Source organism: Rummeliibacillus sp. POC4 (genome assembly GCF_003576525.1).
GTDB lineage: Bacteria > Bacillota > Bacilli > Bacillales_A > Planococcaceae > Rummeliibacillus.
The window spans coordinates 1-11,802 of sequence record NZ_QWUA01000095.1 but is presented as its reverse complement, the minus strand read 5'-3'; the positions used below and the strand labels follow the sequence as shown (position 1 = coordinate 11,802).

The 11,802-nt window shown below is 34.1% G+C and carries 14 protein-coding genes; 8 read left to right on the top strand and 6 right to left on the bottom strand.

Annotation, left to right across the window (positions count from 1 at the left end):
* Nucleotides 1–27 precede the first annotated feature (27 nt).
* On the bottom strand, nt 28–342 hold the full coding sequence (locus D1606_RS18645; protein WP_124218361.1) for a hypothetical protein: 315 nt from the start codon (nt 340–342) through the stop codon (nt 28–30).
* Between the two features lie 119 nt (nt 343–461).
* Entirely contained in the window at nt 462–887 is a 426-nt protein-coding gene (locus D1606_RS17135; protein WP_119417236.1) for an Lrp/AsnC family transcriptional regulator, read from the bottom strand.
* A gap of 107 nt (nt 888–994) precedes the next feature.
* Here D1606_RS17135 and D1606_RS17130 point away from each other — a divergent pair, with 107 nt between their 5' ends.
* Nucleotides 995–1,402 (top strand): carboxymuconolactone decarboxylase family protein, encoded by a 408-nt coding sequence (locus D1606_RS17130; protein WP_119417233.1) that lies wholly within the window; start codon nt 995–997, stop codon nt 1,400–1,402.
* A 97-nt stretch (nt 1,403–1,499) separates the two neighbouring features.
* Here D1606_RS17130 and cydC read toward each other — a convergent pair whose 3' ends face one another.
* The 4 genes from cydC to D1606_RS17110 are packed head-to-tail and all read right to left on the bottom strand — an operon-like array spanning nt 1,500 to nt 7,388.
* Nucleotides 1,500–3,227 (bottom strand): thiol reductant ABC exporter subunit CydC, encoded by a 1,728-nt coding sequence (cydC, locus tag D1606_RS17125; RefSeq protein ID WP_119417235.1) that lies wholly within the window; start codon nt 3,225–3,227, stop codon nt 1,500–1,502.
* A gap of 25 nt (nt 3,228–3,252) precedes the next feature.
* Nucleotides 3,253–4,977 carry a thiol reductant ABC exporter subunit CydD gene (gene cydD / locus D1606_RS17120; RefSeq protein WP_119417234.1) on the bottom strand — a complete coding sequence of 575 codons (1,725 nt, stop codon included), beginning with the start codon at nt 4,975–4,977 and terminating at the stop codon, nt 3,253–3,255.
* Nucleotides 4,978–4,989: 12 nt separating this feature from the next.
* On the bottom strand, nt 4,990–5,991 hold the full coding sequence (gene cydB / locus D1606_RS17115; protein ID WP_119417232.1) for a cytochrome d ubiquinol oxidase subunit II: 1,002 nt from the start codon (nt 5,989–5,991) through the stop codon (nt 4,990–4,992).
* Nucleotides 5,988–7,388 (bottom strand): cytochrome ubiquinol oxidase subunit I, encoded by a 1,401-nt coding sequence (locus D1606_RS17110; RefSeq protein ID WP_119417231.1) that lies wholly within the window; start codon nt 7,386–7,388, stop codon nt 5,988–5,990. Before D1606_RS17110 ends, cydB begins: the two co-directional genes overlap by 4 nt.
* A gap of 338 nt (nt 7,389–7,726) precedes the next feature.
* On the opposite strand from D1606_RS17110, the gene D1606_RS17105 reads away from it, so the two are divergent.
* From D1606_RS17105 to D1606_RS17075, 7 genes are all read left to right on the top strand, one after another.
* Nucleotides 7,727–8,722: a S66 family peptidase gene (locus D1606_RS17105; protein ID WP_119417230.1), complete on the top strand. Its 996-nt coding sequence runs from the start codon at nt 7,727–7,729 to the stop codon at nt 8,720–8,722.
* Nucleotides 8,723–8,886: 164 nt separating this feature from the next.
* Entirely contained in the window at nt 8,887–9,366 is a 480-nt protein-coding gene (locus tag D1606_RS17100) for an NUDIX hydrolase (RefSeq protein ID WP_119417229.1), read from the top strand.
* A 44-nt stretch (nt 9,367–9,410) separates the two neighbouring features.
* Complete coding sequence (locus tag D1606_RS17095; RefSeq protein WP_119417228.1) at nt 9,411–9,590, top strand: YjfB family protein; 180 nt, start codon at nt 9,411–9,413, stop codon at nt 9,588–9,590.
* A 107-nt stretch (nt 9,591–9,697) separates the two neighbouring features.
* Complete coding sequence (locus D1606_RS17090) at nt 9,698–10,009, top strand: transposase (protein ID WP_119417227.1); 312 nt, start codon at nt 9,698–9,700, stop codon at nt 10,007–10,009.
* A gap of 51 nt (nt 10,010–10,060) precedes the next feature.
* The gene (gene ytkD, locus D1606_RS17085; RefSeq protein WP_119417226.1) at nt 10,061–10,534 is read left to right on the top strand and encodes an RNA deprotection pyrophosphohydrolase; all 474 of its coding nucleotides are present in this window, start codon (nt 10,061–10,063) and stop codon (nt 10,532–10,534) included.
* Nucleotides 10,512–11,297 carry an alpha/beta hydrolase family protein gene (locus D1606_RS17080; RefSeq protein WP_119417225.1) on the top strand — a complete coding sequence of 262 codons (786 nt, stop codon included), beginning with the start codon at nt 10,512–10,514 and terminating at the stop codon, nt 11,295–11,297. The genes ytkD and D1606_RS17080 overlap by 23 nt, the downstream gene beginning before the upstream one ends.
* Before the next feature lie 12 nt (nt 11,298–11,309).
* Nucleotides 11,310–11,765 (top strand): hypothetical protein, encoded by a 456-nt coding sequence (locus D1606_RS17075; protein ID WP_119417224.1) that lies wholly within the window; start codon nt 11,310–11,312, stop codon nt 11,763–11,765.
* Nucleotides 11,766–11,802: the final 37 nt, after the last annotated feature.

Below are 11,802 nucleotides of genomic sequence, written 5' to 3'. Positions count from 1 at the left end.
GATGTTTATAAGTATAAAATTTCTGATTTATAAGAAGTAAACAATATAAAAGGTAGAAGTGACCAGAATAACTGCAATATATACATACTTTCTCCAAGAAGATTGAATTCCCGCTAAAGCTAAGGATAAAGCTGTTAGATATATACCTAGGCTGATAAACCCAATCGAATTCCCGATTGTATTACCTATTAAAAGGCTAATTATAAATAAAATAATCGCAATGATGAAGATGACAGTAATTCTGTTATTATGTTTCGTATTCACGAAACATAAATTAGTTAACCCATCTAAAACAAGTCCTAAGAGCAGTCCAGTAAAGAACATATGAGAATACAGATACATGAATCCTCACCACTTTCGAAATTTTCTAACTTCTATAAAGTAATATATGAGAAGTTGACAAGGCGTTTCTAATGAAAACGCCTAGAGGTGAAAAATCCATATATTTGTCTACATTAATTTTAAAAATTTTTATATGTCTTTACTTCAGAAAAAATAAAATTTGTTTTTGTATGAGCTAATGGTTGTAATTCATCTATTGTTTTTTCTGCATCTTCAAAAGTGGTGAAATTCATCTTCAACATAAAACAGGCATCTCCCGCAATTCTATAACAAAAGTCTACATGATTATATGTTTGAATAAGTTCTTTAAAATCGTTATAACGATTATTTTTGATAGTGGCTTCGATAATACACTGTATAGAGTAACCTAAACATTTATCATTAATTTTGACTGTGTATGTTTCGATAACTCCTTTTTCCTCAAGTTGCTTTACTCTTTCTTTAACAGCGGGTGCAGATAAATGAATGCGACGACCTAATTCACTCATTGAGAAACGACTGTCATTAGAAAGCTCTTTTAATATCGATTTATCGATTAAATCTATCATGTGTTTTTACCTTCTTTCTTAAAAGTATTTTTGAAAAATACCTTTAATGTATAATGTGAAATTTCTATTATTAATCTTACAATATTTTATAGGAGGGATACAAAATGACATTAATTTCATATTCAAAAATAGGCTCTACACCATTTCAAAAATTGTTAGGGCATAATACAAGGATTATGGAAAAGTGGAATAGTTTAAGCGAAGAATTAGAGAAGGATGGTTTTCTATCTGCAATGTTAAAGGAGCAAGTAAGAAGAACGCTTGCACAGGAAAATGGTTGTGAATATTGTAAAGCAAAGGGGAAACCTGATAACAAATACTATGATGAGAAAATAACGGTGAGTGTTGGATTTGCACAAGCTTTTCTTACTTACAAAGGGAAAACCCCCTCTGCTATTGTCAATATTTTAAAGGATTGTCTTTGTGATGAGGAAATAAGTGAACTTATTGCTTTCATATGTTTTACAACAGCATCACAATACTTTGGCGCATTGATGCAATTAGAGGCTTGAGATGAAATATTGTTTAGAATGAGATTGTTTCTAAAATATTAGCAGGCAGAAAAGGAACAACGAGATCATCGTTGTTCCTTTTCTTTCAAACTATACTTTACTCCATCATTGGATGATCTAATGTATATAACCTTCGATATCGAGCATTACTTGAAAGTAATTGTTGATGTGTGCCTTCTAAGTAAACTGAACCATCTTCTATGAACATAACTCGATCCATATGATCGACACCGGCTAAGTGGTGCGTTATCCAAATAATTGTTTTTCCTTGTAAGGCTTTAAAAATAGTATCGATTAGCTTTTGTTCAGTAATTGCATCAAGACCTACTGTCGGTTCGTCAAGAATTACAATGGGGGTATCTTGTAACAAAATTCGTGCTAATGCAATACGTTGGCGTTCTCCTCCTGAAAAGCGTTCTCCAAGTTCTTGCATGCGAGTATTGTAGCCATCTGGAAGCGATTCGATATAACTATGCATTTGTACTTTTTTAGCCGCTTCCATAACCTCTTCATCAGTAGCATGTATATTTCCTAAACGAATATTATTCATCACAGTAGAGTCAAATAAGTGTGGCTTTTGTTCGAGAACCCCAACGTAAGTAGCTATGTCCTCCTGAATTGAAGATGAATTTTGACCATTCAGTTGTACTGTGCCATCAGATGGAGGAATGACGCCCAATATAAGTTTTGCAATTGTACTTTTACCAGATCCTGTTTTCCCTAAAATAGCGATTTTCTCACCTTGCTTAAATTGTAGATTAAGCTTCTTTAAGACGGCACTCTGTTCTTTGTCATATTTAAATGAAACATCGTTAAATGTGATGTTAATAGGTTGCCCTTTCATAGTATTGACATGTTCTTTTGTGCCAACATTAGCTGCTTCAATCTTATTTAATCGGTGTAGAGAAGTCTCGTAACTAGGAATATGGCTTATAGCATCTGGAACAGGTGAAAAAGCTTCTGCTAAAGGGAATACTACTAATACGAATGCAGCAATCCAAATATGAGCAAAGTCACCTGCATTTGCATTCGTTGCAGCAAAACAAATCATTACTAATGTCATGAGTACAACTATTACTTGAAATAACAAATTACGTCGACGATTAAAAGTGTCCATTTGATATTCTAAAATATCTTGTTTCTCTTCAATTTTTTCATAATCCGTTAAAAAGATTTGCTGTTTTCCACTAATCTTCCAATCGCTTAATCCCATTACTGCATCAGTAAGCGAAGCATATAATTCACTACGAATTACTTTCATCTGCATTAATCGTTTACGATTGGCTAACAACGATACAAGTGGAATGACGATTAATAGTACAAATAATAATAATGCTATTAATAACGCAAAGGGAATAGAGAAAAAACCTAACGCTACAACAGAAATGAAAAACAAAACAGTCGCAAATACACTAGGAAAAATAGTTTTCAAATAAAAGTTTTGCAAATGTTCGATATCATCAGCTAGAACACCAAGTAAATTACCCGTAGAAAAACGATTTGATAGTGTTAAAGCTTGTGATTCTAAATTTTTATATAATCGTACACGCATGTTTGACACGATTTTCAAGACAAATGAGTGGCTTGTCAGCTGATTTAAATAATTAAATACAGGACGAAAAATCCCAAATGTCCGTACGAGTACAATGGGTACGTATACTAGTAGAATGTTTTCTGGGCGTGTAGCAGATTTTGAAATCAAATACCCGGATGTGAACATGAGCGCGCTTGCGCATATAAATGTCATTGTTCCTAGGAAAAAGACTAGCAATAAATGTTTTTTATTTTGCTTTAAATAAGGCTTTACCCATGTATGTTTGAGGATATTTTGTTGTTTTGTCGTCATAACATTAAGCCTCCGTTCCATGGGATTGTTGTTTTACCAATTGATAGTAATACCCTTTTTTGGCTATAAGTTCTTTATGGGTACCTTGTTCAACAATTTCACCATGATCCATCACAAGTATTAAGTCCATATCCATCATCCAGTGTAGTCGGTGCGTAGCAAAGAAGACTAACCGATTTTTAAATAATGGTAACATCCTTTGTTTAATTTCCCATTCAGTTTCAATATCTAGATGAGCTGTTGGTTCGTCAAATAGTAAAATTTTGCGAGAATCATCCAAGAAGGCACGAGCTAGTGCAATTCGTTGTTCTTGGCCACCACTTAAAGTACGACCAGTTTCACCAATCATTTCATCATAGCCATTTGGTAGCGAAGCAATAACATCACTTAAACCGGCTCTTTCACAGGCATTCTCAATTTGTTTATTTGTTGAGTTTTTCGTGTAAAAAGCCACATTATTTCGAATTGTATTATGAAAAATATAGGGATGTTGAGGGATATAGTAAATTTGGTTTTGCCAATTTTTATTGTTAAAAGAACTAATGGTTTCACCGTTTAGTAAGATATCTGTATTTTTTGTTTCAACAAATCCGCTTAATGCATTGATTAACGTAGATTTACCAGAACCACTTGCACCAATAATTCCTACATTTTGAAAACCTCTAATCGTAAATTTTACATCATGTAATGAAGGCTGATTTGCCTCTTCATGCTGCACTGTTAAGTTTTTAATATTTAGGGTAGATTGTGCATCCCATTTCGTAATTTCTTTCTGGTCTTGTTTATATAAGGGCTTCGCTAATATAGATGAAATGGCTGTAAATGCATTTTTTCCATCTAATGTTGCGTGATAATCTGCTCCAAACTCCCGTATCGGAGCAAAGTATTCGGGTGCTAAAATTAGAATGATTAAGGATGGAAGAAGAACTAATGTACCTTTGATCAACCCCAATCCTAAAAATAGAGCCACAATAGCAATCGAAATGCTTGTAAAGAATTCTAATGCAAATGTGGAGAGAAAAGCGATGGCTAAAGTTCCCATTGTAGCTTTTCGATATTGTTCACTTACCTTCTTTATATTCCGATCGTATTTTTTACTTAGTCCTAAAAAGCGTAGTGTTTTTAATCCGCGAAGTGAGCCAACAAAATGGTTTGATAAAATTTGATACGATTCATATTGTTTATCAGCTTTTACGCGTGCAGCAATGCCTAATAAAATTAAGAAAAAGATGAGAACAGGAAGAACAAGTAAAAGTATTAGAGCTGACGTTGTATCAAGTGTTAACGTATAAATGAATATCAAAATAGGAATGACGCTCATATTAACTACTTTAGGTAAGAATAATTGAACATATTGTTCAACATTTGAGATACCTTCTAAATTTAAAGTGACCATATTTCCTGTACCTTCAGTAGCTGTAATATTCGGACCAAGATTAAATAATTTTGTATTTAGTTCCTTCCTTAAATCAGAACCTATCTTCATCGAAAAACGTTTCATATATTTTTCTCTAAAGTATATGATAGTTTGTTTTAACATGAAAAAGATAAAAAATAACGACATAGGGAGCAGCTGATTAGCCAGCTGCTCCTTATGGAATAGATTTGTAATTGTCATCGCTAGATAAATGGCTTGGAGTATAGTGAATACACCTTGCAAAGTGGCCATCACAAACAAGAAACCAATTGTTCTTTTAAAACCATTTAGTTTAAATAGCGCTTTGTCAATCATTTATGTCACCTATTTCTTAGGGCTAATACGTTTACGGAATACGTAGTAGCTCCAAATTTGGTAGCCTAAAACAAATGGTAATAATGTGAAGGCTACTTTTGTCATAACAGATAACGTGTAATGCCCACTTGCTGCATTTTCAATTGTTAGATTGAATGCAGGGTCAATTGAGCTGATCATAACACGAGGGAATAAGCCGATAAATAACATTGCTACTACAAAAGCAATGGCAAGTCCCGAAGACGTAAAAGCAATTTTTTCGTCTCTCTTATTGGCAAACAGCCAGCCCAGTATTGTAGCAATAACTGTTAATGCTAGTAATGCTGGAGTTGCGATTGGACGAACTGTGAATAAATCTGTTTGTAAATAAGTTAATACAGCAAAAACGATTTCTCCAACGAACAATAGAATATAAACTTTGTTTAATAATGAGATAGCTCTAGTATGAACATCACCAGTTGTACGTAAACCAATAAATGTTAAGCCGTGGACAAGTGAAAGTAGAACAACAGCAAGTCCACCAATAAGTGAGTAAATATTTACAAAATCACTAAATGAACCAAATAGATGCATGTCTTGGTTAATAGGCATTCCTTTAACAAGACTTGTAAATAACATTCCTAATAAGAATGGTGCACCGATACTACCGATAAAGAATAACCAATGCCAAATATTTTTTGCTTTGTCGGTTTTAACATGGTGACTATACTCAATTCCCACCCCACGAATAATTAGGACAAGTAGGAGGAGGACAAATAATGTATAGTATCCAGAGAACATCGTAGCGTACCAGTTTGGGAAGGCGGCAAAGAGCGCACCACCCGCTGTAATAAGCCATACTTCGTTTGCATCCCAGAATGGCCCTATAGTGTCCATTAATTGTTCACGTTCATGTTTATTTCTGGCAAGTAAGCGTGTTGACATCCCTACACCAAAGTCAAATCCTTCTAAGAAAAAGAATCCGATGAAGAGGACCGCGATTAATACGAACCATAGTTCTTCTAAAGTCATTCTTCAAACGCCTCCTTGTCCATTAAATCTACTTTTGAGTCGGATTTTTTATTAATAATCATATCTGGTCCTTGTTTGGCAATTCTAGCTACTAGGATGATTAAAACAATTGCAAGAATGACATACAAGGTACTAAAAGAAATTGTTGAGAATAGAATTTGTCCTTTCGATACGTTAGGTGAAATCGATTGGGCTGTAGTGTAATAGCCGAATACTGTCCAAGGTTGGCGACCAATTTCTGTCATGATCCAACCCGCAGTGTTCGCGATAAATGGTAAAGCAATTGATACTAATAAAACTTGTAAAAACCATTTTTTATCTTCTAATGTTTTACGGTTTGCAAACCATAAACCTAATAATGAAATAACGATCATTAAACCACCAAATCCAGCCATAATACGGAAACTCCAGAAAACGGTTTTGACAGGTGGAATATAGTTAATATTCTCTCCATATAATTTTTCATATTTTGCTTGGAGTGTTTTCATGCCTTCAACAGAACCATCAAATTCACTGTAAGCAAGATAACTTAATAGATAAGGAATATTTACCTCCCACTTATTTTCTTTGTTTTCTGTATCAATTCCTCCAACTATAGTCCAAGCTGCAGGATCACCGGAATCTTCCCATAATGCTTCAGAAGCAGCCATTTTCATCGGTTGTGATGACATTAAATGTTGGGCTTGTGTATGACCAGAAAGAGCAATCCCGATGCCGGCGATACAAGCGATTACCATTGCATAATTAAATGTTTTTTTGAAAAATTCTGTATTTCGTTTTTTTAATAAGTTATATGCGCAAATGCCGGCAACGACGAATGTACCTGTAGCAAGTGCACCAAAAATAGTATGTGGAAATTCGACTAATAATTGAGGGTTAGTTAATAACGCCATAAAGTCTGTTAAAACAGCTTTTCCATTTTCAATCTTGAATCCAACTGGCTCTTGCATGAAGGAATTAGCTGCTAAAATCCAAAGTGCAGATAATGTTGTTCCAAAAGTAACAAGCCATGCTGAAAGTGCAATAACCCACTTAGGCAATTTGTTTCGTCCAAACATCCAAACGCCTATAAAAGTAGATTCCATAAAGAATGCAAGTAAGGCTTCAACTGCTAATGGTGCTCCAAAAACGTCTCCCATGAAGCGAGAGTATTCTGACCAGTTCATCCCAAATTGGAATTCTTGCAAAATACCTGTGACAACCCCAATTGCAAAAGATATAAGGAAAATCTTCCCCCAATATAAAGACATGTCTAAGTAAATTTTCTTCTTCTTCCATACATACATAGTTTCAAATATAGATACTAGGAATATCATAGAAATTGAAAATGGAACGAAGAAAAAGTGGAAAATGGTTGTGATTGCATATTGAATTCTAGCTAAAATCAAAACATCCATTTAAACTTCCTCCTAAGAAAACTGTTATTTTAACTTCACTTACAGTATAAAACTTGTTTTTCTTAAAAGAAGAGGCGAATTAGTCCAAAGTGTAACGATATTGTGGTAAAAATGTGTCATTTTCTATTAGTTATTTTGAAATGATGGGTTTTAGTGATTATTACTCAAATTCTTCATATTTTCTTCATACTTATTTCATATTTTTGTTATTTCTTGTATGAAAGTGATAGTTTATCCAGATTTACAATAAACAATTAAGTGCTACTAATTGAGTAGATTAATGATCAATAATGTGTAGTATACTTACAATACTTCATAATAATAGAAGGGTGGTAGCTATGTTGTTTGAAAAGTTAAAACAAGGAGATACAATCGGTATTTTTTCATCATCTTCACCCGTCACTGTAACTTCAAAGGTTAGATATGAGCGTAGTAAACGATTTTTAGAAGAAAAGGGATTCTACATAAAAGAGGGAAGTTTGACAGGAAAACAAGATTATTATCGTAGTGGCACTCCAAAAGAACGCGCTGAGGAACTAAATGAGTTGTTGCGAGATCCTAAAGTAAAGATGGTTATGTCAACGATAGGTGGTACGAATTCAAATAGTCTATTGCCTTATATAGATTATGAAGCATTTCGATGTTCACCAAAGTTGATCATTGGTTATTCTGATGCAACCGCTATTCTCCTAGCGTTATATGCAAAAACCAATATACCTGTATTCTATGGACCAGCTATAGTTCCTTCATTTGGTGAATTTGAACCACTCGTATCTGATACTTACCAGTATTTTGAAAATTTATTTGTAGCTAAAAAATCCCTTCCTTACAGTATTCCTACTCCTGACAAATGGTCTGATGAGTGTGTTAACTGGTTGGAAAAAACACAAGAAAAAACGTTATATAATAACGAATGGATTTGTGTTAATGGAGGTGTAGCAGAAGGCCGCCTTATTGGTGGTAATGTAAATACGATGTATGGATTTATAGGTACAGAATATTTTCCTGAGATCAAGAAAGGAGATATTCTGCTAATTGAAGATAGTGCGAAAGATGCTGCAACAGTGGAAAAGAATTTTGCAATGCTAAAATTACATGGTGTTTTTGATAAAGTGGCTGGTATTATTCTAGGAAAACATGAACTTTTTGATGATCTTGGCACAGGCAGAAGACCTTTTGAAATACTTGTGGAGCAAATTGATCAACTACATATTCCAATTTTAGCTGAGTTTGACTGTGCACATACGCATCCTATGCATGCTATGCCGATTGGAAGAAAGATTAAATTAGATACAAATAGAAAAGAAGTTTTACTAGTAGAAGATTGGCTATAGCAAGAGTTTAAAAAATGGTTTTATAAATAACTGAATAGTTAGAAATAATTCATTTTAAATGAAACATTATTCAGATACATATCGTTTATTCCTGTGATTGGTGTAGAAAACAACTTACGCTGATTGATTTTCGCTTTATTTTAGAGAGGGAAAGGGGAAATCATATGGGATATGTATCGGAATTAAGAGCGCTAGTAGGTAGTCGTCCACTAATACTTCCAGGAGCAAATGTGATTTTATTAAACTCTGATCACCAATTATTGTTGCAGTTAAGACAAGACAATAATTGTTGGGGATTGCCGGGTGGTGCATTAGAACCGGGCGAAACACTAGAACAAGCGGCAAAAAGGGAATTGTATGAAGAAACAGGATTAAAGGCAAAATCACTTAACTTGTTTAATATATTTTCTGGGGAAAACTTTTACTATCAATATCCACATGGCGATGAAGTTTATAATGTGATCACTTCATTCATATGTACCGACTATGATGGAGAACTCAAATTAGATATAGAAGAAGTAAAAGAACTTCGATTTTTTGATATAAAGCAATTACCTGAAAAGATAAGTCCTCCGGAATTGCCGATTATAATGAAGTTCCTTGAACAAATAGATGATGAAAAATCAATCAAAAAATGTAGATAGATTATTTTCTCCCGATATAAATACTATAAAGGGGGAATTGAAAATTGGAATTGAATTCAATTATGAATACACAACTTTTAGAACTACAACAAACAGTTCAAATGAGTGTTTTGCAAAATGCCATGAATATGGAAACAACTTCAGCAGTTCAATTGTTAGAACAAATGCCAGAACAACCAGCAGTTCATCCGTACAAAGGTTCCGTTATAGATATTCAAGTATAAATGACTTCAAACGTAAAGCTTAGTGGACATCCTATTTCGATTATAGGATGTCTTTTTTGTATAAAAATATTTTAAATAAACCAAGCTATGAAAAAAGGAGAATTCAAATGTCTAATAATGTTGATGTTTATATATCTGTCATGCACAAATATTATAATTTTGCACCACAACTTGCCCCATATGAATTTCACATAAATGTAGATCCATCTATGTTAAGAATTTTTGATGTATTGTTCGAACAAATGACTAGTTGGGATAATGATGGAATGTGGAGAGCCCAACTTCCTGCTGTTCCGTATCATTTTGATGAGCAAAATGATGAGGTAGATTTCCGTTTGATGAAGATATATGCTCTTATTCATGAGTTTGGAGATAAAGAAACGAAAAAATTCATTGAACAAATGCCTTACTATAGTTGATAGTTGATGGCTCCTTCGCTACACTAAAGGTAATAAGGAGTGAGCGAAGGTATGTTTACATATACAGATTTAAATGGTAATGGCTGTGAATTGTCATTTAAGAAAAATGCATTTTCTATTGCACCAAAACATGTGCTTGTATTAGCAAAGTATGAAGGAAAATGGTTACTTACAGATCATCCAAAACGCGGGTATGAATTTCCTGGTGGTAAAGTAGAACAAGGTGAAACTATAGAGGATGCTGCAAAAAGGGAAGTATTTGAGGAAACGGGAGCTTCAATTGGACAATTAGAGTGGTTAGCGACTTATATGGTTCAAGAGGAAATGCCTTTTACAAAAGCAGTTTTTACTGCATCTGTAGAAACGATTGATCGAAACCATCCAAATGTAGAAACAAGAGGCGTCATATTAATGACTGAAGAAGAATTATTAGCAAATGAGCATTTAAGTTTCTACATGAAAGATTTGGGCATGAAGAAGATTCTTGAAAAGGTGAGTGAACGTGAAGATAAATGGGAAAATTGAAAGCTTAAGGGATTATCCATCGCCTAATCCACGTGTTACATTAAAAGAAATAACATATTGGTCTGATGGTTTACGTGTAAAAGGCTTACTTGCTACTCCTGTTACTCATGCAAATTATGAAGGTATACTTTATTTGCGCGGTGGTATGCAGGGAGTAGGTATGGTGCGTCCTGCTAGAATCACTCAACTTGCTTCACATGGTTTCACTGTATTTGCACCATACTACAGAGGAACACGTGGTGGTGAAGGACGAGATGAATTCGGTGGTAAAGACCGATTAGATGCAGTTAATGCAGTGGAGGTTTTAAAGGAGTTTTGTAAAAAGGATCGTATTCATCTTTTCGCTTTCTCAAGAGGTGGTATTATGGCGCTATGGACGGGAATATTGCGCGATGATATTACTTCAATCGTGACATGGGGTGGCGTATCAAATGTAACCTATACGTACGAAGAAAGAACAGATATGCGAAGAATGATGAAAAGAGTATTTGGCGGTTCACCTCGGACAAATCCAATAGCATACGAAGAACGTACACCAATTGTCCATTTAAAAGACCTACATGCTTCAGTATTAATCATACATGGAATGCATGATGAGAATGTTGGATTCAAACATGCGCAGTTGTTAGAAAAAAATTTGAAAAATTTAAATAAACATATAGAGACTTGGTATTATCCCGAATATACGCATTTTTTCCCGAGCGATATTAATCGGAGAGTTGTAGATGATGCCTGTCAGTGGATGAAGTTACAACATTCATAGGGGTGGCGAATTGTGGGCTATATTAAAGCGAGGGTGGACCCTGAAAAGCTAAAAAATAATAAATTGAAGTTTGAAGAAAAGTATCCTTATTGGGAAGAATTGTGGACCAATTACACAGAACCTTATTCTGAAGTTCAAATTCAAAATTGGAAAGAAGAAAAACAAGCAATCGAAGAATTAGAACAAATTAGTTATGTTTCAAGAAGTGAAGGACTTGTGAAAATCCAACTGGTTGTGTTGGAAGAAGATACACGAAATTACTTTAAAAATAAGCCACATATTGAGGGTAAGCTCAAATGGTTTTCGATTCTCTTTCATGATGATGAAATGAGAGAGGGTATAGAGATCCGTAATTATGGAGAAGAAGTTTTCTTTAACCAAGTAACAAAGGATGAAGCTGAAGGAATTGTCCATATGTTTGAAGAGTTTAAATTGATCGTCGAATTTGTACCAGATGATACAGATTAATGAAAACATTACACATTTGTTGTAATGTTTTTTTGTT